Genomic DNA, 25,430 nt, shown 5'->3' with positions numbered 1-25,430 from the left:
GGTCAATGGCATACTCAAACTGGAATATGGACTTGATGGTTGCTTTATCAACCTCAAGCAAGTACGCCAGGCATTACGAGAGGCAGTCTGGCTCTATAATCACGAACGTCCACATACAACACTCGGCTATCGGAAACCCGACCAGGTCTACCGAACTGGGCTTAAATCACAAACTATACACTAATTCATTGTCAACCTATTTCAGGACTTGACCACTCCTCACTCCTCACTCCTCACTCCTCACTCCGGCTAACCCAACGCGCTGTCCAGGGTTCTACGGGGTCAATTGCGCTTGCTATGCTAAACGAAACGAAAAACAGCCTGAAGGGTTAGCATGAGCTTCCTTTAATACGCTTAATTGTAATAGAAGAACACGCTACATGGCGGAGCAAATCAACATTACGTTACCGGACGGATCGGTACATCAGAAAGCAGTCGGTGTAACTGCGGCTGAAATAGCGGCCGGCATCTCAGGCCGGCTCGCACGCGAGGCACTTGCTGCGCGCGTGAATGACGAAGTATGGGACCTGGGACGGCCCATTACTACCGATGCTACTGTTGCAATTCTTACATGGAATGAAGAAGACGGTAAAAAGGCATACTGGCACTCCTCCGCACACTTGTTAGCTGAAGCGCTTGAAGCGCTCTATCCGGGTGTCAAGTTTGGTATTGGTCCTGCGATTGAAAAAGGCTTCTATTACGATGTAGATCTTGGTGATCGTAAGCTTTCACAGGAAGATCTTACGGACATCGAAAACAAAATGCGCGAACTGGCTAAGCGGAATGTGCCGTTTACCCGTCGTGATGTGTCAAAAGAAGAGGCGATTGCCTACTTCAAAGAGAAAGGTGATGAGTACAAGCTCGAGCTGATCGATGAACTTGACGGTGATATTACGTTCTACGAGCAAGGTGATTTTACAGACCTCTGTCGTGGCCCGCATATCCCTGCCACCGGAGTTATCAAAAACCCAAAGATTCTGAACATTGCCGGCGCATACTGGCGTGGCGATAGCGATCGGCCGCAGTTGACCCGCCTCTATGGAATCACCTTTCCCAAGAAGAAAGAACTTGATGAATACCTGGAGCGTCTCGAAATGGCGCGTCAACGCGATCACCGAAAACTTGGCCGTGAACTGGAGTTGTTCAAGTTCAGTCAGAAGGTAGGTCCAGGCCTGCCGCTGTGGCTCCCAAAGGGAGCTTTGCTTCGCGATACGCTGGTTGATTTCCTGAAGAAAAAGCAGGTGGCGCGCGGATACCAGACTGTAATTACGCCACATATTGGCCGGCTTGAGCTGTACAAAACCAGTGGCCACTATCCCTACTACAAAGATAGCCAGTTTCCACCAATGATTGAAGATGAGGAGGCCAACGAAGGTTACCTCCTCAAGCCGATGAACTGCCCACATCACGTCATGATTTACGGCGATCGGCTGCGTTCATACCGCGAATTACCGGTGCGCTTGACGGAGTTTGGGCAGGTATACCGTTACGAGCAGTCTGGTGAGATGGGCGGGCTGACGCGTGTGCGTGGGTTTACTATCGATGATTCGCACCTCTTCTGTCGGCCAGATCAGGTGAAAGCAGAGTTTAAAGATGCAATTGAGCTGACTCTGTCGCTCTTTACTGCGCTTGGCTTCGATTCATACAAAGCCCAGGTGTCCCTGCGTGACCCTAATAACAAAGAGAAGTATACCGGAGATGATGCCCTGTGGGATCAGGCAGAGCAGGCCATCAGGGAAGCAGCAGTGGAAATGGGACTAGACATAACCGAAGAAGAAGGGGAAGCTGCATTTTACGGCCCCAAGCTAGATTTCATGGTTAAAGATGCACTGGGCCGTGATTGGCAGTTGGGCACCGTTCAATTGGACTATAATTTGCCCGAGCGCTTTGACTTGACCTACATTGGCGAAGACAATGAAAAGCACCGGCCTGTAATGATTCACCGCGCGGCATTGGGTTCACTAGAGCGGTTTATTGGAGTGCTGATTGAGCATTGCGGTGGCAACTTTCCGACATGGCTCTCGCCGGTACAGGTGACTGTGCTTCCTATTGCTCAAGATCTGTTCGACTATGCCGAAACCATCAAGAGCAAGCTTATGAAAGCCGGCTTGCGGACTGAATGCGATTTCCGCAACGAAAAAATTGGTCGTAAAATCAGGGATGCAGAAACCCAGAAAACGCCTTATATGCTCGTCCTCGGAAAGCGCGAACTGGAAGAAAACACAGTAGCGGTTCGCCAGCATGGAAAAGGGGCGCAGGAAACAGTGTCATTGGATGCGTTTATCGAACGGATTCAGGCGGAGATTGATGAGGCGATTGGCGACTAGGTAACCCGATTGGTGATTGATGCACGTTGATTCATGATCGATATGTTGTGATGTTGCACAGCAAATCGGCCTTCGGCATTCGACACCCGGCAATCACGATGGAACCGGTCTGAATTGACAGCGTGACATTATTTCTTCACTTTTTTTAATAAAAGGCTTACTTTGCACCAGCCGAACAGGTGCAATTAGTTATTAACAGCAACAAATTCAGAAAAGTCATCGCAAAACAAAGAGTACGAATAAACACGCAAATCAGGGCATCTAAAGTGCGCGTGGTTGATCCGGGTGGAAAACATGGTATTTACACCCTGGAAGAAGCATTGGCCCTTGCTGAAGGTTATGATCTTGATCTGGTAGAAATTTCTCCGAACGCGGAGCCGCCGGTCTGCAAGATTATTGACTACGGAAAATACAAGTACGAACAGCAGAAGAAAGACAAAGAAGCGCGAAAAAAGACCCAGACGGTCTCACTCAAAGAGATTCGTTTCCGTCCGCGTACGGATACGCACGACTTCGAGTTTAAGGTTAAACATGCACGCCAGTTTCTGTCTGACGGAAACATGGTGAAAGCATGGGTGCAGTTTCGCGGCCGCGATATCTTGTACAAAGACCACGGCGCACAGCTTCTGAAACGCTTTATCCAGGCCCTCGAAGAGGTTGGTAAAGTAGATCAGGGGCCAAGAATGGAGGGGCGGCGCATGACGTTGATCATGTCTCCGCAGAAAAAGAAGAAATAGGCAGTTTAGATCAAAAGCGTTGTTTGCGCCAGGCACGTCTAAAAGCGCACGCGACTTTTGATACCTGCTAAAGGATATAACGGGGCGGCCCTTCAGGGTTTGCCCCGTAACTTTTGGTTCAAAAAACCAGACAATTGGGCGTTTCTTAACAAAAGGCGGAAACGTATTGGAGACTGCGTGCGTATAGTGTCGACTTTTTTGGGGATGAACCCCGTTGAGCAGCACTGCTCCCAGAGGTGACGTACGTTATGCCAAAAATGAAATCCAATAGTGGCGCGAAAAAGCGTTTTAAAGTAACCGGTTCAGGCCGGCTCAAGCGCGAGAAAGCTTTCTCCAGCCACATTCTGACAAAAAAATCCCAGAAGCGGAAACGCAATCTGCGCAAGAAGACCCTCGTTGCTACCTGTGACGAGCCTCGGATGAAGCGCATGATTTCTGGTTAAGTTTAAACCATCGAATTTAGAAGAGACAGGAAGCTATGCCTCGAGCAAAAAATAGAGTGGCTTCACGGAAACGCCGGAAACGGATCCTGAACCTTGCCAAAGGATACTGGGGTCGCCGGAGTAAAGTGTACACGGTTGCCAAGAATGCAGTCGAAAAAGCACTTATGTATTCTTACCGTGACCGTCGTCAGCGCAAACGTCAGTTTCGCCGGCTTTGGATTACGCGTATCAATGCTGCAGCACGCCTTAATGATACCACTTACTCACGTATGGTCGGCGCGCTCCGTAAGTCTGACGTTCGCCTGAATCGTAAAGTACTGGCTGATCTTGCCGTACACGATCCTGCGGCGTTCACCCAAGTTGTGAAAACAATTTCAAAATGAGTAACCCGATTCAATATCGATTTTTTACGATCACGCCAATTGCCTGTTGACCAGGGGGCTGATCGGTTACTCAGCGAGTAGATGAAAATCCCGTCCCTGTTAACAGGTGAGGCGGGATTTTTTTGTTTTTTCTACCCTCGTGTGGTGTGCCATTTTGCGCACTATGCGTCCATCTTTAACTGACCCCGTTAATCGGACCATGTTAGACCTTGTAGATCAAATACGCCAGGAAATTGAAACTGCCAGCATCGACTCAGAAGAAGCGTTGGAGCTTTTTCGCGTCAATTATCTCGGCCGTAAAAGTGGCCGCATCACCGATCTGTTCAAGCAACTGAAAGATGTGCCTTCTGCTGAGCGCCCTGCGTTTGGTCAGCACATCAACGCGCTCAAACAGCTGGCTGAGCGCCGGCTTGAAGGCGCGCAGCAGGCCAAAAAAGCCGCTGGTTTCAAGCAAGGAGACATCGACATTACACTCCCGGGCCGGACGCCGCTTGTTGGCTCGCTGCACCCGCTTACCCAAACCTTCGAAGAGATCCAGCGCATTTTTACAAGCTACGGGTTCACGATTGCCGAAGGACCCGAAGTTGAAGACGACTGGCACAACTTTACTGCGCTCAACTTCCCGCCGGATCACCCGGCTCGGGATATGCAGGATACGTTCTTCATCCGCGAAACTACACCTGACCAGGAAGCCGTTGTGCTTCGCACCCATACGTCGCCTGTTCAGATCCGCGTAATGAAGTCGCAACCGCCACCCGTGCGCGTCATCGTGCCGGGGCGCGTGTATCGCAACGAGTCGATTTCCTACAAGTCGTACTGCGTGTTTCACCAGGTAGAAGGCCTCTATGTAGATGTGGGCGTCACGTTAGCAGACCTCAAGCAGGTGTTGCACATGTTTGCCCGCGCCATTTTCGGAGAAGACGTGGTCACGCGGTTTCGCCCCAGCTTCTTTCCGTTTACTGAGCCAAGCGCAGAAATGGACATCTGGATGGCTGATGCGTCATTGCCTGGTGGTGGGCGCTGGCTCGAAATCCTTGGCTGCGGCATGGTAGATCCCAACGTGTTGGAAGCTGTGGATGTGGATCCTGAAAAGTACACAGGCTATGCCTTCGGTATGGGCGTAGAGCGCATTGCAATGTTACGGTATGGCATTGATGACCTGCGCATTTTCTACGAAAACGATATTCGCTTCCTGGAACAGTTTTAAGCGTCAAACCAGATGAAAATTAGTTATAACTGGCTCAAAGATTACGTCGATCACAACCTCGATCCGGAAGCGCTGGGAGAGATGTTGACGATGAGCGGCCTGGAAGTGGAAGAGATCATCGTAGAAGGTGCTTCGCTGGAAGGCGTTGTGGTTGGCCGTGTCGCAACAGCTGAGCAACATCCGAATGCCGACAGGCTACGCGTCTGTACTGTTGATGTGGGTGCTGAGGAGTTGCTGCACATCGTATGTGGGGCGCCTAATGTGGCGGCCGGCCAAACGGTGCCCGTTGCTACTATTGGCACAACGCTCATGCTACCCGATCGCGACAATCCCGGTGAAAAGGTGGCGATCAAAATCAAAAAATCAAAAATCCGCGGTGAACTGTCGCAGGGGATGATTTGCGCTGAGGATGAGTTGGGGTTGTCTGGTGATCACGCCGGCATCATGGTGCTGGATGAAGCTGCAACCATTGGAGAGGATTTCGTAGCCTATCTTGCTGCCCGTAATGTAGTGCACCAGGACCATGTGATTGATATTGCAATCACACCTAACCGTCCGGATGCCATCAGCCACATTGGCGCGGCACGTGATATTGCAGCACTTGTGGATACGCCCTTGAAAAAGCCTGTGCTTGCGCTGCCTGAAGCCGGGGGTGCTGCTGCAGACCAGGTAGAGGTAACCATTGAGGCACCGGAGGCTTGTCCGCGTTATGTTGCCATGGTTGTTCGTGGTGTGACCATCAAGGAATCACCAGCATGGTTGAAGCAACGGTTGCTTGCGATCGGTTTACGCCCACGTAACAATGTCGTTGATATCACCAACTACGTGATGTTTGAATGTGGCCAGCCATTGCACGCATTTGACTACGACCAGATTGCCGGCAAAAAAATCATTGTTCGCTATGCCGGCAAAAAGGAGAAATTCACCACACTCGATGACAAAGAACGCGAACTGCCAGATCAAACCTTGATGATCTGTGATGGTGACCGGTCAGTAGCTGTTGCCGGTGTAATGGGTGGACAAAATTCTGAGGTAACAGACGAAACAGTCAACGTGCTGATCGAAAGCGCGTATTTTGACCCGTCTACCATCCGCCGAACGGCCAAAGCACTTGGTCTGCAAACGGATGCCTCATATCGCTTTGAACGCGGCGTGGATTCAGATGGACAGGTATGGGCTGCGCGCCGTGCCGCAGAGCTGATTGCTGCGCTGGGCGACGGGACCATCGTTGACGGTATGGTAGATGCACACCCGGCACCCGTTGAAATGCCAGTGGTTTCGCTGCGTCACAAACGCGTTGGACAAATTATCGGGCACGAAATTGCAGCAGAAGAAATTGAACGCTTGCTTAAGGCTATCGGCTTTGGCGTAGAGGTGGCCGGCTCGGGGAATGCGCGCACTTACACCTGCACTGTGCCGAGTTTCCGTCCGGATGTTGCGCGCGAAATCGACATTATCGAAGAAGTAGCACGACTCTACGGATACAACAGTGTGCCAGAGCCCGCACAGACTGCAATACCGAGCATAACACCGCATGTTGTAAAGAATACCACGCTGCGTGGTAACGTACGGGGCGTATTGGCTGGGCTGGGGTACCGGGAAACGTTCACCAACAGCATGGTCCGCAAGGAAGTTGCTGAATTGTTTAATGTGCCCATTCTTACTGGCCAGGAGGGGGATGTGGTGTACACGCTGAAGCCGATTTCGCAGGAGATGGCTGCGTTGCGTCCGAGTATGCTTCCCGGTTTGTTGACCGTAATGGCGTACAACCAGAACCATGGCCAGCGGGTGTTGCGCTTTATGGAGTTCGGTCACGTATTCAAAAAGGGGGACAAAAAAGGGGCGGTTGTTGCCGGCTACGCTGAGCAGACGTCACTCCTTATGGTGATGAGCGGCCTGGCGCAGGGTGCAAACTGGGATGCTGAGGCACGTGACGGTACGTTCCACGATTTAAAAGGCGAAGTTTTCGCATTGCTGGCTGCAATGGGCGTTTCTGGTATAACAGGAGAGGCGAATTATAGCGCCAGTCCGGTTACAGCCTACCACTTAACGTTGGCCCGAAATGGGAAGCGCGTGGGGGTAATCGCCCGGTTATCTGCTGAGCAGCAAGAGGCATATGGATTAAAGACGCCTGTATACTTTGCCGAAATCAACTGGGATGTATTGTTCAAAATGTCTGCCGGCAAATTGAGCCCGAAGTATGTAAAGATCAGCCGATTCCCCGCTGTAGACCGCGACCTGGCGGTGATTGTGAATCGTGACCAGGATGTGGGTGGCTTGAGTGAAGCAATAAGCCGTGCCGGCGGAAATCTCTTGCAGGAAGTATCAGTTTTTGATGTCTACCAGGGGGAACGTGTGGCTGCTGACAAGAAAAGCGTGGCCTTCGGATTGCGCTTTGGCGCACACCGGACACTCAAGGATAAAGAGGTGGATGCGAAGGTGAAAGCCGTGATAAAAGCGCTAAATGATGGCTTCGGTGCTGAACTTCGTCAATAGATTGTTATATTGAGTGTAAACAAGGAGTTAAGCCTTGCTTGACGCCACATACATTTTTCTGTAATCTCCTTTGATTTATACTGTTTGTTTTTATCAGCGCCGAAAGGTAATGCGGATAAATGCACGGTACATTCAATCGAATCTGATGGCCTTCATTCATGGAAGCTGCTGAAAATAAAGAAAACGAAGAAGCCCCTGATGCTGAGGAAGCTGCTGTGGAAGCTGCTGCGGAAACACCAGCTGAGTCAAAACCTCAGCCTGCAGCGTCTCCTGGTGGTACGGGTTTGAAAGGTACGCGTGCGTTGCGGAAGTTGCGTGATCATGTGGAGCGTGCAGCCAATGAATTGGTCAGGTTGCGCGAGGAAAACGATGCATTACAAGAGCGTATAGCGACCCTGGAGTCAACGCCGGCTTCCCATGGGGGAGATGAGGCGGGCCTTTTGCTACTGGATACAGACCCCGAAGCGCTCAAGCGCAAAGTTGAAGGGTTTATTCAGTCTATCGACAACTACCTTGATAACAAGGACCCGCTGGAGTAGGCAAGTAAACACATGGAAAAGTCGATTAGCGTCCGGGTAATGGGGCGCGAGTACACCTTACGTGTAAATGAGGAAGATGAGGCGATGACAAAAGAAATCGCCGCATATGTTGACGATAAAATGACGGCGTTTCGTACCGCCTTTCCCAAGCAGCCGGAAATCACAACAGCAGTGATAGCTGCATTGTCTATTGCAGAAGAATTGCACACCGCGCGAGATCAGCAGGATAAAATTATTGCTGATACAGATGAAGAACTGGTTGTGTTGACAGACAAGCTCTCTTTTGTGCTCGACGCAGAATCCGGCAATAAGGCTACAGCAAAAACAATCGAGGAAACGGCTGAAAAAACTGCCGATAAGGCCGGTAACGGTGCTGCTTCGAAAAAAACAGCGAAGCCAAAAGCGGGTGCGCGCAAAAAGAAATCCTGATGTTGCCGGCTCAATGAAATTGTAAATTCTGAGGCAAAAGCAAGGCTATCCATTCAAAATTTACCCGCAATGCTTGCGTGGGCACCAGTTCTTCGGCGAAGGACTGGTTTTTTTGATTTTTTTTCGATTGTTTAGGTTCAACATACCGGATAGCAACGTAAATCCTGCAGCTTTTGTGTGGAACTGCTAAGGTGTCGCAGGATATAAACGATACTTGCCCCATATAGGGCAAGCGTACTGGCCCGTTTTGCACGTATAAGAACTTTACAATTACGTTCAATAGGGAGCCACACTTCAAATTCTGACTACAGGCCATAGTCTCGTACTTGCTACGGGATCATCTTCGAGTGATCGGGGAGCCGTGGAAGAAGAAAGAATTTGAGCGGCGCCCCAAATGTGTGTGAAGAAGTTCTTCATATCTCCAACTCGGGTTAGTACATGCTTTTATAGCGATGCCCCGGTGTGGTCCGCAGCATGTGGAGCCCACCGGGGCATTTTTATAGATAAAGTAAGGAAGCTATGGATCCAATTACGGTTGCCGTGGCATTAGTTGCCCTTGTTTTAGGCATTGTTCTCAGCAGATTTGTTGTATCCCGTAACTCGCAACAGGCGCAGCTTGAGTCGCAGCGCTTACTCACCGAAGTTGATGTTGAAAAACGCGCGCGTTACGAGCAACTTGATCGGCTTGAGTCTGATATAAATGAACGTGTAGAAACGTTCGAGCAGGAGAAAAGAGAAGCCAGACGTGCCCTCCGCCGCTCAAAAGAAAAAATTGAGCAGCGACAAGAAAAACTATCCCGCCGTGCCCAGCGCCTGGCTGAACGCGAAAAGATCTCGCTGAAAGCTACGGATATGCTGGATGTAATGAGAAAAGAGGTACGCCAGAGCCAGGTTGAAGCCGAAAAGCTTCGCCGGCGGTCTGCCCTTTTACATGAAGACATCAAAAAGCGCCAGGACGAAGCCCGCCAGCTGAAAGCGGAATCGGAAGATGCCAATGCGAAAGTGCAGGCCGGCAAAGATCGCCTGGACAGCATTCTCGAACAGCAACTCCGTAAGCTTGAATCCATTACAGGCATGTCTGCGGAAGATGCCCGGCAGGCCATGCTGGAGCAGTACCTCGAAGAAGTAAAGCTTGAAGCTGCTTCGATGGTGAAAGAAATTCGCGACGAAGCCAAACTCAAAGCCAACCGGGAAGCCAGAAAAATCATTCTCACCGCTATTCAGCGGACTGCAGCTTCCCATGCGATCGAAAACACAGTTTCTGTGGTCAACATCCAATCGGATGAAATGAAAGGCCGCATTATTGGCCGGGAAGGCCGAAATATTCGTGCTTTTGAAGCGACCACGGGTATTGAGGTTATTGTAGATGATACCCCAGAAGCAGTAATCCTTTCAGGGTTTGACCCGGTGCGTCGGGAAGTTGCCCGTTTGGCTCTAATTCAGCTCGTACAAGACGGCCGAATCCATCCTGCGCGTATCGAGGAAGTGGTTGAGAAAGTGCGACTCGAAATAGAGGATGAGTTGATTGAAATTGGTGAACGGACCGTTATCGACCTTAACTTGCACGGCATGCACCCCGAACTCATTCGTTTGGTAGGTCGGATGCGGTATCGCACAAGTTACGGCCAAAATCTGCTTTCCCATTCCATCGAAACGGCCCGTATTGCCTCTATGATGGCAGCAGAGTTGAACCTCAATACGATGTTAGCCACGCGTGCCGGCCTGTTGCATGACATCGGGAAGGTGGTTGAAGAAGAAATTGAGCATCCCCACGCTATTGTTGGCATGGATTTGTGCCGCAAGTTCAAGGAGCATGAGGATGTGTGCAATGCTGTTGGCGCCCACCACGACGAAATCGAGATGAACTGCATGATTGCCCCCGTTGTGCAGGCCGCTGATGCGATTTCCGGTGCCCGCCCGGGCGCCCGCCGCGAAGCGCTTGAGTCGTATATCAAGCGGCTTGAAAAGCTGGAAGACCTCGCGCGCGCATTTGATGGCGTTGAGCGGGTGTACGCGATCCAGGCCGGCCGGGAAATTCGCGTGCTTGTGAACCATGATGTGATCTCGGATGCATCAGCCGAAATCCTTGCGGTAGATATCTCGAAAAAAATACAGAACGAGATGCAATACCCGGGGCAGGTGAAGGTAACGGTTATCCGCGAAGTTCGCTCGGTATCATACGCTAAATAGCCGAAAAATAGGCAGATTTCAATCCTTTCGCGAGAAAGGATTACTCCAGTTTGCCTATCACCCTACAAATATCCACGCCAAAGTTCCCCCCCTCTCGCTACGAGCGGATTATTGTAGATTCATAAGCATTCCGTTCTATACGAGTCCTGATTCCCCCATCTTGCAGGTCCGACCCTGCACGCTCCCCACCAGCTGTCCTTCCGTCAGCGCCCGCTCTTAGTTTTGCCCCCCTAATGATCAACTGCAAGTTTTTTACTAGGTGAGCTCGATGCATCAACTCAAAAAGTTTCAACACTATGTATGGTTATGCATAGTGATTGGGGCTATGCCGTTTACACAAGCGACGGCGCAGATTTCGTTTAACGAAATCGGCGTCTCGGCCGGCGTAGGTTCCGATTCATATGACAGTTCGTCCCGGCACGGACTGGGCGTAATCTGGGTAGATTACGATAACGATGGTTTTCCTGACATTTTTGCAAGCAACGGTTCAGGACTGCCAGCACATCTGTATCACAACGAAGGCAATGGTACCTTCACCGATGCAGACAATCTGCTACCCGTATTGCCCGGCGTTGAAATGACCAGCACCATGTTTGCTGATTATGACAACGATGGTGACCAGGACATTTATATCGCTGTTGGCTCTGGCGATCTTTTTTCACCGGACGGCGGAGCAAATATTCTCCTCCAAAACCAGTGGGTAGAGAACGGAAACGCCCTCAGTACACCTCTCTTTATTGACGTAGCAGCGGCTGCCGGCGTAGATAACCTGCCGGCTGTACCTTTTGGTACCAACCCAGGCTACAAGTCATACTCCGGCGGATGGCTCGATTATGACCGCGACGGTTGTGTTGACCTCTACGTGGCCAACATGGTTTGGGACCAGGGCGGGGTGAATACCAACGCAAACCAACTCTACAAAAACAATTGCGACGGTACCTTCACCGACGTAACCGTTTCAAGTGGCGTTGATACTGGTGATGATGACGATTATCGTCCAACGCTGGCGTTTTTCGGCGGTTTGCTGACGCCTGGTGATATCGATCCAGACCTGTACGTGGTAAACGTACACGACGCTTCTCCTTACCATCACGACCTCATTTATGAAAACAATGGGGACGGTACGTTCACAGAATTCAGCGGTACCATGCCTACCTTTGGCGATGACTCGGGCGCTGGCATGGGAACGGCTGTTGGTGATATCGACCTCGATGGTGACTGGGACATCTACATTACAGACTTGCCTGCACCGCCTGTTGAGCCTGTTATGGAAGGTAACACGCTGTATCTCGGCCAGCCAGATGGTACCTGGAGCGAAAACGCAGGTCCAACTGCCGGCGTTGCAAGCGGTCCTTCCTGGGGGGCGAACTTCACCGATCTTGACCTGGATGGTTTTGAAGACCTCTTTGTAGGTACGATCGCCCCAGATACACAAATTCAGACGATTTATCGCAATGATGGTGATGGTACGTTCTCGGACGTAACGTCTGGCTCCGGTTTTGTAACCGGCCACGAAGCGCGCGGTACGGCCGCAGCAGATTTTGACCGTGACGATGATATTGATATTGTGCAGGTGAATCTCAACGGAAGCATCGATCTGTATGAGAACGTAACCAGCACATCCGACAACTGGCTGGAAATTGATCTCAATGCAACGGTTAGTAACCGCTCAGCAATCGGTACGCTCGTAGAAGCAACCATTGGTGGTGTTACCCGGATGCGCCAGGTGAATGGTGGTGCAAGTGCACACTCACAGGACGACCTGATGGTTCACTTTGGTCTTGGTAGTGCAACCAACGTCGATCAGCTCACAATTTCCTGGCCTTCAGGTATTGTACAGACGCTGACAAACGTTGGCGTCAACCAGATGATCGCCGTAACCGAGCAGACAACTGCTCCTGGTGACCTGTTCACCGAGGTATCTGCTGCCGCGGGTGTTTCTGTTATCCATGATGGTGGCGCGCTCACTGACATGGGTATCGGCTCTGGTGCAGCGTGGTTCGACTACGACAACGACGGTGACCAGGATCTCTATATGACCATGCGAACCGGTGCAAACCGCCTGTTCCAGAACAATGGTGGTACGTTCACCGACGTTGCCGCAGCTGCCGGCGTTGCTGATGCTTCGCACGATGGCTCTGGCGTTGCTGTAGCTGACTACGACAACGACGGCGACAAAGACATGTACCTCTCCAACTCCAAAGAAGACGTATTTTTTGAGAACAACGGCGACGGCACGTTTACCGACATTACTGCGGGTTCAGGCCTCGGTACAAATGGCGCACGCCGTGGTACTTCGGCTTCCTGGGGTGACTACGACGGCGACGGTTTCCTCGATCTGTTTGTGAGCCATCACGAGCCAATGGCAGATGCCGGCATTCCTGATGATGCCACACAGGCACAGGATTACCTGTATCACAACAACGGCGACGGTACATTCACTGACGTATCTGATTCCATGTTAGGTGGCGATCGTGTAGGCCACAGTTTCATTGGTGCATGGACCGACTACGACAACGACGGCGACCTCGATCTGTATAAAATTAACGACTGTCCGTTTGAAAGCACCGATACCATGCGGTTGTGGAGAAACGACGGTGGTACAGACGGGGTAACCGATTGGACCTTCACCCAGGTTGCTGAATCTGTTTCAGCAGACTGGTGCCAGAATGGTATGGGTATCGCCGTAGGCGACTACGACCGTGATGGTGACATGGACTTCTTCTACTCAGACAACGGCGCTGACGGCTCTGTGCCTCCGGGCGAAAAAGGCCGCGCAGGTACCGTTTTACTGCGTAACGACAACGGCGTCTTCGCTGAAGTTACCACAGCAGCCGGCGTACACTCTGCAGCATGGTCCTGGGGTGCAAACTTCTTCGACTATGACCTTGATGGCTGGCAGGATCTCTACCTGGCTGCTGGTGAGGTAAACAACGATGTAGATGTTGAGTCTGAGCTCTGGGTGAACAACGGAGACGGTACGTTCACCAATACGTCCAGCGAAAGCGGCGGCATGAACGACCCGCTCAGAACGCGGACCAGCGTTTATGCTGATTACGATGCTGACGGCGACCCGGACATGTTCCTGGTCAACTACGCCGGCGCATCCAAGCTCTTCCGCAATGACAACAGCAATTTCAACAACTGGCTGATCGTCGACCTCGAAGGTACCACGAGTAACCGCGATGGAATCGGCGCACGCCTTGAATTGCAGATGACCGACGGCGGTACACAGTATTTCGAAACACGCAGTGGCTCAAGCCTCGGTGGCGGTGATGACCTGGGTGCCTATTTTGGCCTCGGCAACAGCACTGTTTCCAGCCTGACCATCACGTGGCCTTCGGGTACCGTTCAGACGATCAATAGCCTCGGCCACAACCAGCGCGTATTGATTGTTGAAGATGGCGGCACAGGTGGTACCATGATCCTTTCTGCTGATCCTACAAGCATCGACTTCGGACAGCAGGATATTGGTACGGCTTCAGCCGGCTCACTGGTTACCCTCACAAACGACGGCACGGACGCTTTGGACGTAACCGACGTAAGCGTGAGCGGTGTTGATGCAGCTGATTTCAGCACAGACTTCTTTGGGCCGGTAACCATTCCTGGTGGCGGGTCAACCACGTTCAACACAACCTTCAGCCCGAACGCTGCTGCAGCACCACTTGCTGCCACCGTTATCTACCGGGTCAATGTTGGGGGGGATTTGAATGGCGATTGGGAAGAAGACAACGCTGGTAATCCTTCTGCCTATGTCAACGAAACGGCAACCGCTATTCAGACAACGGCATCAACCATTACATTGGATGGTACAGTGCCGGCTGGTACGCCGATGGAGCTGTTCCAATCTTCACGTACGGATGCCGCCAAAGCAGCGCCAAACATGGAGTGGGACTTCCCTGTGACTTCTGGTGATGAACTGACCATCCGTCTGTTCTTCGCAGAGATTGTACGCTGTCAGTCTGGTGGCCATGTATTCGACGTAACCATCGAAGGCAACACTGTACTCGATGAATACGACGTGTTCAACGATGTAGGTTGTGAGACCGGTACCATGAAAGAGTTTGTGGTAACAGCCGGCGACAGCAACCTCGATATCGACTTTGCCCTGGGTGGCAACAACCGCCCACCAACCATTTCTGCAATCGAAATCGAGTCAGAAAGTGGAACAGGTGGCAGCGATATCCGCAATGCCCAGCTCGACATCACACACACGGGTACCAACCCGTCACTCACCGTTTCTCTGACGGGTGAGGCCACAACAGTGGGTGGCAATGATTCACCTGTAGCAGACTTTACGTTTGCTGCAACGGATCTGGATGTCAGCTTCACAGACGCAAGTACCGATAGCGATGGCTCTATTGTGAGCTGGAGCTGGGACTTCGGTGACGGCAACACGTCAACCGGACAAAATCCTGACATCACGTACGCAGCCAGCGGTACCTATACGGTGTCTCTGACGGTAACGGATGATCTGGGTGCAACCGGTTCAAGCTCACAGGATGTTACGGTAAGTGATGGCAATGCTGTACCAACAGCAAGCTTTACTTCTGCCGAGAATGATCTCGAAGTGACCTTTACGGATGGCAGCACGGACAGCGATGGAACGATCGCTAGCTGGAGCTGGGACTTTGGTGACGGCAACACGTCAACCGATCAGAATCCTGTTCATACCTATGCTGCGTATGGCACGTATACCGTTGCATTGACGGTTACCGATGACGGCGGTGCAACCGGTAGCGCGAGCGCTTCGGTTACACTCACGGATCCAAACGCCGGCGGCGCCTTTATCGAGGCTGATGGTATGGTGGTTATGGAAGCAGAAAACTTCCACACGCAGATCGACCGGAGTGGTCAGACCTGGGCGGCAAGCACGGACGACGCCGGCTTTAGCGGCGCAAGCGCCATGATTGCAAGCCCAGACGATGGTATCATCATCGACAGCGATGTTACCACCACAAGTCCTGAGCTTTCTTACGATCTGGATATATCAACCACAGGCGATTACATCATCTGGGTCCGGATGTGGGCACCGGACGCCGGTAGCAACTCCGTACACGTAGGTGTGGATGGCGCTATTGACGGACAGTCTAAAGGCATCCAGTCGCCAGATCTCTCCGAATGGGTATGGTTGAGACTTGCCCGTGGTGGCAACACGCTCGAGCAGACCATTTCTACGGCAGGAAGCCACACCTTCAACCTGTGGATGCGCGAAGATGGTACGTCGGTTGACAAAATTGTCATGACGACAGATGCCGGCTTTACGCCAACAGGTGAAGGCCCAGCTGAAAGCCCACAGGCTTCTGCACCTATTTCTGAAGCAAACCGTGGCCTTGATGGCCTCGTGTTTGGCGAAGAAACAGCAGTTGTGGATCTGCCAACCGAGTATGCACTCGAATCAAACTACCCTAACCCGTTCAATCCAACGACGACAATCAAATACGATGTTCCTGAAGCCTCCAGCGTGAAACTGGAAGTGTATGACATGATGGGGCGCCGGATTGCAACACTGGTGAACGGACAACTGGGTGCCGGCCGTTATGAAGCGACGTGGAACGCACGCAGCGACTCCGGCGCACCTGTTGCGAGTGGGGTATACCTGTACCGCCTGCAAGCTGGTTCTTTCGAAGCAGTAAAACGCATGGTGTTAATGAAGTAACCGGGTAATACACCCAAATCCGAGCAAGGCATAGCAAACGATGCGTCGTTTGCTATGCCTTGTTCACCAGTTTATTGAAATACCAGTACCAACAGCCGTTGTCTCCCGAAGGCAACGGCTTTTGGTAGTCGTATGGCTCGCCCCTCTTACCGCCTCTCCATGCCCCCTTTTGATCACTGCAAGCAAACATTTCCAGGTAAGTTTTATGCTTAACTTCAGACCATCCTATTGGTACCTTTTTCTAGGTGTACTGATAGGAGCCTGGCCTGCGCAGCAAAGCGTTGCGCAAATCCAGCTCAATGAAGTTGCAGTTGCCGCCGGTATCGGATCGGATAACTTCAACTCTTCTTCTGCCCATGGTTTGGGCGCCATTTGGATCGATTATGACAACGACGGATTTCCAGATCTTTTTGTAGCCAACGGTTCGAGCCTGCCTTCACATCTGTACCGCAACGAAGGTAACGGTACTTTTTCTAATCAGGATGACCTGCTGCCGGCTGGCCTTATCGGTGAGCCAACCAGCGCCATGTTTGCTGATTACGACAACGATGGGGACCAGGATATCTACATCACCGTTGCCAACCTCACGCCAGATGTAGCGGATGGTGGTGCAAACCACTTGCTGCAAAACCAGTGGGTAGAGAATGGTAACCAGTTGCTTCCCGGACAGCCACTGTTCATCGACGTAGCTGCAGCAGCCGGCGTGGACAACCTCGCATCACCAGCATTGGGTGCACTCCCCGGCTACGCAAGCTATACCGGCGCATGGCTCGACTATGACCGCGACAGCTGTATCGACCTTTTTGTCGGTAATATGGACTGGGACGAAGCCGGCACCAGCTCAAATAAAAACTTCCTCTACAAAAACAACTGTGACGGCACCTTTACCGACGTGACGGTTGCAAGTGGGGTAGACACAGGAGACACAGACGACTGGCGCCCTTCACTCGCCTTCTTTGGTGGGCTTCTTACGCCGGGCGATATTGATCCTGACCTTTACGTAGTAAACGTACACGATTTTTCTCCTTTTCACCACGACCTGATCTATCAGAACAATGGCGACGGTACCTTCACCGAGTTTGGTGATACCATGCCAGGTTTTGGTGACGACTCAGGTGCCGGCATGGGTACAGCTGTAGCTGACATCGACCTGGATGGCGACTGGGATATTTACCTGTCTGACCTGCCCGATCCGGGCAACGAGCCGGTTGCTGAAGGCAACCCGTTGTACCTGGGTAATCCAGATGGTACATGGTCAGAAAACGCAGCGCCGGCAGCCGGCGTTGAGAGCTTCTCCTCTTGGGGTGTGAACTTTGTTGACCTCGACCAGGATGGTTTTGAAGATCTTTTTGTGGGTACCATTGCGCCGAACAATGCAGTGAAGTCTGTATTCCACAACAATGGCGACGGTACCTTTGCCGACGTAACGGCCTCTTCAGGATTCCCAACCCAGTTCCCGGCACGCGGCACGGCTATCGCCGACTATGACCGCGACGGCGACATGGACATTGTACAGGTAAACCTGAATGACCGCATCATTCTTTTTGAGAACGTAACCACTGGCCAGGGCAACTGGCTGCAGGTTGATCTTGAAGCTACCGTGAGCAACCGCTCTGCAATTGGTACGCTGCTAGAAGCCACAACGGGTGGCACAACACGGATGCGCCAGATCAACGGCGGTGCAAGCGCGCACTCACAGGATGAACTGGTTGTTCATTTTGGGTTGGGCAGCGCAACGAACATCGACGAGCTGAAAATTTCCTGGCCTTCAGGCGAAGTGCAGATCCTGACAAATGTAGGCGTTAACCAGATGATCACAGTCACCGAACCTAACGGCGGTGGTGGCAGTGGTACGCTGGTTGTAACGCCAGGTAGCATTGACTTCGGTCAGCAGGAAGAAGGCACCACGTCTGCACCTGCTGCCATTACACTGAGCAATACAGGCACCGCAGCACTCGACGTTACGGGTGTATCAATCAGTGGCGCTGACGCGGTTGATTTCAGCGATACTTTTGGTGGATCAGTGATGATTCCTGCCGGCGGTTCAAGCACGTTTGATGTGACCTTCACCCCAAGCGCAGCAGCTGCGCCGTTGATGGGGGATGTGATCTACCGTGTGAATGCGGGTGGAGACCTTGTTTCGGATTGGGAAGAAGATTCGGACACCAATCCGTCTGCTTATGTAAACGAGTCAGCTACCGCTACGCAGTCTACAACCAGTGCAATCACGCTGGACAGCTCGGTACCTGCCGGCACGCCAGAGGCACTGTTCCAGACTGTGCGTATCGATGCAGCAAAAGCGGATCCGGTTATGGAGTGGGATTTCCCTGTAACCGCCGGCGATGAACTGACCATTCGTTTGTTCTTTGCTGAAATTATCCGTTGCCAGAACGGTAGCCACATTTTCGATGTCGTAATCGAAGGTACCACAGTGCTGGAAGAATACGACCCGTTTGCTGAGGTAGGTTGCGAAGTAGGTACAATGAAAGAGTTTGTTGTAACCGCTGGTGATAACAACCTTGACATCGACTTCCCGCTGGGCGGCAACAACCGTCCGCCTATCATCGCGGCAATCGAGATTGAATCAGAAAGTGGCGGAACCGGTGGTGCTGATATCCGCACTGCACAACTCGACGTAACGCACACGGGCAGCAATCCATCACAGTCTGTTTCACTCACGGGTGAAGCAACAACCGATGGTGGTGGTGGCAACGACGCACCAGTAGCAGCATTTACGTTCGCAGCTACAGATCTGGATGTAAGCTTTACTGATGGCAGTAGCGATAGCGACGGCAGCGTTGTAAGCTGGAGCTGGGACTTTGGTGATGGCAATTCGTCTACTGGACAGAACCCAGATCACACCTACGCTGCAGCCGGCACCTATACGGTGGCGCTGACTGTAACGGACGACGCCGGCGCAACAGGCGCAACCAGCCAGTCGGTAACTGTAACCGACGGTACAACGGCAGGCACGATGCACATCGAAAGCATCACAACTTCTGTTGTACGTGGCGGCGGTACGGGCCATGTTGAAGCAGTGATTACTATTGTTGATGAGAATGGTAATCCTGTTGAGACGGCAACGGTATCGGGTACGTTCAGCGATGACGTGAGCGGCGCTGATACGCAGGACACCAACGCAAGTGGTGAAGCCATGTTGATGTCTGACGCCATTACCGTGCGCCCGCAGACGATTAGCGTTTGCGTAGACAACGTGACACATGCTACGTTGACCTACGATCCAGGTGCAAACAGCGACCCAGGGTTTGCCTGTAGTGCAGCGCCTTCAGCAGCCCGTAGCGGCGCTGATCAGCTTGCGCTGACCGCAGGATTGCCGACTGAGTTTGCACTCGAATCGAACTACCCGAACCCGTTCAATCCAACGACAACGATTCGGTTTGACGTGCCGGAAGCCTCAGACGTACGCCTTGAGGTATACGACCTGATGGGCCGCCGTGTGGCTACGCTGGTTAATGGCCAGATGGCTGCTGGCCGCTACGAAGCAACCTGGAACGCCCGCAGCGACGCCGGCGCATCGGTTGCGAGTGGCGTTTACCTGTACCGCATGCAGGCCGGCTCGTTTGAGTCCGTCCAGCGCATGGTGCTGATGAAGTAACATCATCGCATAAATTGATGCAAAAAAGGAGGTGCACGAACGCGTGCATCTCCTTTTTTACTTAACACATCCCTTCAAGAAATGGCGCGTCACCCTATCTTTTTTGACGCATGCACAGTCGAAATCTTATGCCAAAATTGAGGGTATCAAGTGGTTAATAATCGATTTTTTCATTGATATAGTCTTTATTATAGCTTAGCCTCTTTAGGCGGGTCACACCTCTTTATTCCACTCTTGCTAACACGCCTGTATGAGAGATTCGACGAAATCACTGCAGGGCGCAGGATGCCATATACCTAAGGTATCCATATTCCATTCTTAGCAAAACTCCATTCTTAGCAAAACTCCATTCTTAGCAAAATTCAACGCAGAACGCTGTACTGATTCGCACATAGCTAATCAGACGTGGTGCCGTCTCTGCATTTTTCTCCAGATAGCTGCAATTGCCCGCGCAATACGTGGTCATCCGCTACTGGAGAAAGTTTTGCTTACTCTAACAGGATGGAATAACCATGGTAATGACTCACTGTGATGCGCAGAAGCATCGCTCATTGGGTTTTCTCAAGAAAAATTTGAAAAACCAATCCAATGAAAATGGCCCAAGTACGAGAAGACTAATTTCTACCTTTTTAAGTCCTTTCAAGACTCCACGAATAGTCTCCTTCGCGTTTACTTTAATCTTTCTGTTTTTTGGAGGAGGGACAACAGGATTTGCTCAAGTAGAGACAATCTTAGACGCTCCTGATACCGCTGAGCCCAATTCCTGGTTTGGTATCGAAGTCCGAATCAGTGAAGAAGTCGCAGTCGTAGGTGCTGCACATGAGGACAATATGGGGGCCGCATATCTATATGAACGCATTGATGGTGCATGGACGTTCATAACGCGAGTGCAGCCCTCAGATATTGGACAGGGGGATGACTTTGGCGGAAAGATGTCGCTACACGGCACACGAGCGGTGATCAATTCTCGATACCACGGCAGCAACGAAGGAGCCGTGTACGTTTACGATAAAGTAGGGGATGTATGGGATGAGATAGCCAAATTGGAGTCTTCTGACCTACAAACGGGCGATAACTTCGGGCAGTCTTCTTCAGTGTATGGAGACCGGATTGTAGTAGGAGCACGTCGCGAAGATACTGGAGGAAATGACGCCGGTGCTGCCTACGTATTTGAACTGATCAATGGCGTATGGACAGAAACTACAAAGCTCCAATCTTCTGACATACAAGCAGAAGATCGGTTCGGTAATTCTGTAAGCGTTTGGGAAGACCGAATTGCTGTTGGGGGCGGTGGTGGAATTTATATCTTTGAGTTGGAGAATGGCATTTGGGTTGAGAAGACAAAAATTTTACCGTTAACTTCTGAAAAAATTTTCGGCCAAGATGTAGATCTCGAAGGAGATCGTGTTGCTTCAGCAAGCACGAACAAGGCGTTCGTTTTTGATTTTGATGGAGCAAGTTGGAATCAAACAGCCATTCTCACGGCAACAAGTGATGAGGATGCTGAAACGTTTGGCCGTCGGGTTTCTCTTTCAGGAGATCGCGTGATTTCTGGTGCACAAAATGCTGGGTCTGGAGATTTGTTGAGCGCCGGAGCTGCATTTGTTTTTGAATTACAAAATGGCACGTGGACACAGATTGCAGAACTTCGTGCCAGTGATCGTGAAGGACAAGATCGATTTGGTTCTGCCGTTGACATAACAGGTGGTAATGTTATATCAGGCGCACCTGGTGAGGCATTTACCGATACCGATATGACAGCAGCCTACATCTACGAGTTTTCGAGTGACCCTTCAGCTGTTTTTACCTTTGCCGAGGATGACCTGACCCTCGACTTTGATGGCTCGGGTTCTACCGATGACGGTACCATCAGTAGTTGGGATTGGGATTTTGGTGATGGCAATACCGGCTCAGGTGAATTTGTTACCCATACATTTGCTGCGATTGGCACTTACGATGTCACCCTCACAGTGACCGATGAACTGGGCGCTACGGATTCGATTACAGAAACCATTGACGTGGGCAATCCACTGCCCGTACCTCTCTTTGTGGCGACGCCTGTGGCGGGCACACTCGACGTTGATTTTGATGCCGCTGCATCCACGGACGATGGCAGTATCGTTACCTGGGATTGGGACTTCGACGATGGCAATACCGGCATCGGTGAAATAGTCTCGCATACCTATCTGGCCACAGGTACCTACAGCGTAACGTTGACGGTAACTGATGACGAAGGCGCAAGCGATTCCATTATCCAGGATGTGGAGATTGTAAACGAAGATCCTGTTGCTGCTTTTACCCCGACCCAGGTCGCCGGCACGCTCGATGTAGACTTTGATGCCGCATCATCCAGCGACGACGGTAGCATCACGGCCTGGGACTGGGACTTCGGCGATGGCAACACAGGTGCAGGTGAAACGGCCTCGCACACGTATGCCACTGCCGGCACCTACAGTGTATCCCTTACAGTGACTGATAACCTTGGGGCGACCAACACCATCACGCAAGATGTTGATGTGGTAAATGAAGACCCCATAGCTGTTTTTTCAGCAAATCCGGTTGCCGGCACGCTGGATGTGGATTTTGATGCGACATCGTCTAGCGATGACGGTAGTCTCGCAGCATGGGACTGGGACTTTGGAGATGGCAACACGGGAAGTGGTGAAACGGCTACGCATAGTTACGATGCTGTTGGTACGTATAGCGTTTCGTTGACCGTGACGGATAATCTCGGCGCCACCAACACTACTACGCAAGATGTTGACGTTGTAAACGAAGATCCCGTAGCTGCCTTCTCTGCATTGCAGGTCACAGGTACGCTCGATGTGGATTTTGATGCTGCGTCGTCAACTGATGACGGAAGCATTACTGCCTGGGACTGGGACTTTGGAGATGGTAACTCCGGATCTGGCGAAACAGTATCCCATACCTACGCAGCCGCCGGCACGTACAGTGTATCGCTCACCGTGACAGACAATCTGGGCGCAACCAATACGGTCACGGTTGATACAGATGTCATAAATGATGCGCCTGTTGCCGCTTTTACTACGGTGCAAACAGCCGGCACGCTGGACGTAGATTTTGATGGCTCAACCTCGACAGATGATGGCAGCATCACAGCTTGGGATTGGGATTTTGGCGATAGCAATACAGCGTCAGGAGAAACGGTGTCGCACAGTTATGCTGCTGCCGGCACGTACAGCGTGATGCTGACGGTGACCGATAACCTGGGAGCCACCGGATCGGTCACAGTAGATATCGACGTTGTGGAAAACCAGGACCCTGTTGCAAGCTTTACTGCAACACAAGTCTCGGGTACATTGGATGTCGATTTTGACGGCGCGGGTTCAACCGATGACGGTACAATTACAGATTGGGACTGGGATTTTGGCGACGGAAACACGGGCACGGGTGAGACCGCAGTCCATACCTATGCCGCCCCCGGTACGTTCACAGTTTCTCTGACAGTAACTGATGATGCAGGAGCATCCAACACGGTAACCTCAGACGTTGAAGTGGTTGATCCCAATGCGCCACCGACGGCAGCGTTTTCCGCCACCCAGGTGGCCGGCACCCTTGAGGTAAACTTCGACGGGTCTACGTCCAGCGACGACGGCAGTATCGCCGCGTGGGATTGGGATTTTGGCGATGGAAATACTGGTGCAGGTGAAACCATCTCGCATACGTATGCCACTGCAGGTACGTATAGTGTGACGTTGACTGTCACGGACGATCTTGGTGCAACTGGCTCACTTACTACAGATGTTGAAGTTACCAATGGCGATCCTGTAGCTGCTTTCACAAGTACACAAACAGCCGGCACGCTGGATGTGGATTTTGATGGCTCAGCCTCAACCGATGACGGCAGTATCACGGCGTGGGATTGGGACTTTGGCGATGGCAATAGTAGTGCAGGTGAAACGGTATCGCATACCTATGGAGCTTCTGGTACGTACACGGTGGTCCTAACCGTAACCGACAACGTGGGTGCAACAGGTTCAACTTCGGTGGATGTTGAAGTTACAGAAAACCAGTTACCTGTGGCCAGTTTCACGGCGACACAAGTAGCCGGCACATTCGATGCAGATTTTGACGGCTCAGCCTCTTCAGACGATGGCAGTATCACGGACTGGGACTGGGATTTTGGAGATGGCAACACAGGGGCAGGGGAGACGATCACGCATGCGTTTGCGGCTGCCGGCACCTACACGGTTGTGCTTACTGTTACGGACAATACCGGACAGACGGGTACGCTGTCGCAAGATGTAGAAATCACCGAACCCAGTGACGATGGGCCTTTTGTTGAAACAGCTGGACTGGTGGTCGTGGAGGCTGAAAATTATCACGAGCGCATCGACCGTAGCGATCATTCCTGGATCGAAAACACAGATCTCGATGGTTTCACGGGTTCAGCTGCAATGTTTGCTGACCCTGACAACGGTACGCAGATTTCTACAGGCAACGAGACCACTGCGCCCGAACTTGCGTACGACATCGACTTCTCGACAACGGGTGACTACTTCATTTGGGCTCGCGTTTGGGCGGATGATGGAGGAGATAACTCTGTGCACCTTGGTGTAGATGGTGCCATCGACGCGTTATCGCGTGGGGCGCGGTGGAATGTGACCGATGCCTGGGTATGGCAGGAGCTTACACGCAACACAAGCTCCATCACCTACAACATTGATGCAGCGGGTGTACATACGCTGAACCTGTATATGTTGGAAGATGGCGCATACGTGGATAAAATCCTGATGACAACGGACGGAGGCTTTGTCCCTACGGGAGATGGTCCGGATGAAAGCCCACGTGGTGCTGCTGTAACAGCAAAGGCGGGTGGCAGTTTCGATCGCTTACAGTTTGGGAATGCCGGACAGGCAGCAGTGGAAATCCCTGAAGAGTTTGCGCTGAAAGGGAATTATCCCAACCCGTTCAATCCTTCCACAGTCATCGCTTTTGATTTGCCAGAAGATGCCCACGTGTCGCTAGAGGTTTACGACATGATGGGCCGCCGCGTGGCTACGCTGGTCAACGGTCAAATGGCTGCTGGTAAGTACGAAGCAACATGGCATGCCCGCAGCGATGCAGGTACAGCCGTTGCAAGCGGCGTTTACCTGTACCGCATGCAAGCCGGCTCATTTGAGTCCGTCCAGCGCATGGTGCTGATGAAGTAGTATCAACGCATAGCTTAGTGTAAAAAGAGGAGGTGTACCCTGGCGTACATCTCCTCTTTTTTTATGGTTCTGCGCAAGGCCGTGAACGCACGGCGTCATACAAATGAGAGTGGCCAATAATTGGTTGCAGAAGCGGGCTGTCGTATATCCGTGATTATTCTCCTCATTGACATCCGCGCCTTCTCTTATAAGGATCTCAGCTACTTCTTTTCTGTTATTACTTGCAGCCC

General features: G+C 51.8%; 14 protein-coding genes. 13 read left to right on the top strand and 1 reads right to left on the bottom strand.

Features of this window, described 5'->3' with window-relative positions:
* From AAF564_13860 to AAF564_13800, 13 genes are all read left to right on the top strand, one after another.
* Positions 1-184: integrase core domain-containing protein (locus AAF564_13860; protein MEM8486633.1), on the top strand; the 184-nt coding region annotated here is incomplete at its 5' end.
* A gap of 196 nt (positions 185-380) precedes the next feature.
* Positions 381-2,327: a threonine--tRNA ligase gene (thrS, locus tag AAF564_13855; GenBank protein MEM8486632.1), complete on the top strand. Its 1,947-nt coding sequence runs from the start codon at positions 381-383 to the stop codon at positions 2,325-2,327.
* 179 nt (positions 2,328-2,506) lie between these two features.
* Entirely contained in the window at positions 2,507-3,064 is a 558-nt protein-coding gene (gene infC / locus AAF564_13850) for a translation initiation factor IF-3 (protein MEM8486631.1), read from the top strand.
* 248 nt (positions 3,065-3,312) lie between these two features.
* On the top strand, positions 3,313-3,507 hold the full coding sequence (gene rpmI, locus AAF564_13845; protein ID MEM8486630.1) for a 50S ribosomal protein L35: 195 nt from the start codon (positions 3,313-3,315) through the stop codon (positions 3,505-3,507).
* 35 nt (positions 3,508-3,542) lie between these two features.
* Positions 3,543-3,890: a 50S ribosomal protein L20 gene (rplT, locus tag AAF564_13840; protein MEM8486629.1), complete on the top strand. Its 348-nt coding sequence runs from the start codon at positions 3,543-3,545 to the stop codon at positions 3,888-3,890.
* Between the two features lie 199 nt (positions 3,891-4,089).
* Complete coding sequence (gene pheS, locus AAF564_13835; GenBank protein MEM8486628.1) at positions 4,090-5,097, top strand: phenylalanine--tRNA ligase subunit alpha; 1,008 nt, start codon at positions 4,090-4,092, stop codon at positions 5,095-5,097.
* A 12-nt stretch (positions 5,098-5,109) separates the two neighbouring features.
* Positions 5,110-7,593: a phenylalanine--tRNA ligase subunit beta gene (pheT, locus tag AAF564_13830; GenBank protein MEM8486627.1), complete on the top strand. Its 2,484-nt coding sequence runs from the start codon at positions 5,110-5,112 to the stop codon at positions 7,591-7,593.
* A 158-nt stretch (positions 7,594-7,751) separates the two neighbouring features.
* Positions 7,752-8,132 carry a hypothetical protein gene (locus AAF564_13825; protein ID MEM8486626.1) on the top strand — a complete coding sequence of 127 codons (381 nt, stop codon included), beginning with the start codon at positions 7,752-7,754 and terminating at the stop codon, positions 8,130-8,132.
* Between the two features lie 12 nt (positions 8,133-8,144).
* Entirely contained in the window at positions 8,145-8,561 is a 417-nt protein-coding gene (locus AAF564_13820; protein ID MEM8486625.1) for a cell division protein ZapA, read from the top strand.
* 519 nt (positions 8,562-9,080) lie between these two features.
* Positions 9,081-10,751, top strand: coding sequence for a ribonuclease Y (gene rny, locus AAF564_13815; GenBank protein ID MEM8486624.1), 1,671 nt, complete (start codon positions 9,081-9,083; stop codon positions 10,749-10,751).
* A gap of 268 nt (positions 10,752-11,019) precedes the next feature.
* On the top strand, positions 11,020-16,410 hold the full coding sequence (locus AAF564_13810; protein MEM8486623.1) for an FG-GAP-like repeat-containing protein: 5,391 nt from the start codon (positions 11,020-11,022) through the stop codon (positions 16,408-16,410).
* 205 nt (positions 16,411-16,615) lie between these two features.
* Positions 16,616-20,026 (top strand): FG-GAP-like repeat-containing protein, encoded by a 3,411-nt coding sequence (locus AAF564_13805; protein ID MEM8486622.1) that lies wholly within the window; start codon positions 16,616-16,618, stop codon positions 20,024-20,026.
* Between the two features lie 830 nt (positions 20,027-20,856).
* A complete protein-coding gene (locus AAF564_13800) occupies positions 20,857-25,200 on the top strand; it encodes a PKD domain-containing protein (protein MEM8486621.1) in 4,344 nt (1,447 codons plus the stop codon).
* On the opposite strand, the gene AAF564_13795 is transcribed toward AAF564_13800, so the two are convergent.
* Positions 25,162-25,430, bottom strand: a 269-nt coding sequence (locus AAF564_13795) for a hypothetical protein (protein ID MEM8486620.1), incomplete at its 5' end; no start/stop codon positions are given. The genes AAF564_13800 and AAF564_13795 overlap by 39 nt on opposite strands.

The organism is Bacteroidota bacterium (genome assembly GCA_039111535.1).
Taxonomy (GTDB): Bacteria; Bacteroidota; Rhodothermia; order Rhodothermales; family JAHQVL01; genus JBCCIM01.
The sequence above is the reverse complement of the archived record's forward strand: the minus strand, read 5'-3'. Positions and strand labels throughout refer to the sequence as shown.

Coding starts and splice junctions, on each gene's coding strand:
- thrS (MEM8486632.1), top strand. CDS start 381: ATGGCGGAGCAAATCAACATTACGTTACCGGACGGATCGGTACATCAG.
- rpmI (MEM8486630.1), top strand. CDS start 3,313: ATGCCAAAAATGAAATCCAATAGTGGCGCGAAAAAGCGTTTTAAAGTA.
- rplT (MEM8486629.1), top strand. CDS start 3,543: ATGCCTCGAGCAAAAAATAGAGTGGCTTCACGGAAACGCCGGAAACGG.
- pheS (MEM8486628.1), top strand. CDS start 4,090: ATGTTAGACCTTGTAGATCAAATACGCCAGGAAATTGAAACTGCCAGC.
- pheT (MEM8486627.1), top strand. CDS start 5,110: ATGAAAATTAGTTATAACTGGCTCAAAGATTACGTCGATCACAACCTC.
- AAF564_13825 (MEM8486626.1), top strand. CDS start 7,752: ATGGAAGCTGCTGAAAATAAAGAAAACGAAGAAGCCCCTGATGCTGAG.
- AAF564_13820 (MEM8486625.1), top strand. CDS start 8,145: ATGGAAAAGTCGATTAGCGTCCGGGTAATGGGGCGCGAGTACACCTTA.
- rny (MEM8486624.1), top strand. CDS start 9,081: ATGGATCCAATTACGGTTGCCGTGGCATTAGTTGCCCTTGTTTTAGGC.
- AAF564_13810 (MEM8486623.1), top strand. CDS start 11,020: ATGCATCAACTCAAAAAGTTTCAACACTATGTATGGTTATGCATAGTG.
- AAF564_13805 (MEM8486622.1), top strand. CDS start 16,616: ATGCTTAACTTCAGACCATCCTATTGGTACCTTTTTCTAGGTGTACTG.
- AAF564_13800 (MEM8486621.1), top strand. CDS start 20,857: ATGGGGGCCGCATATCTATATGAACGCATTGATGGTGCATGGACGTTC.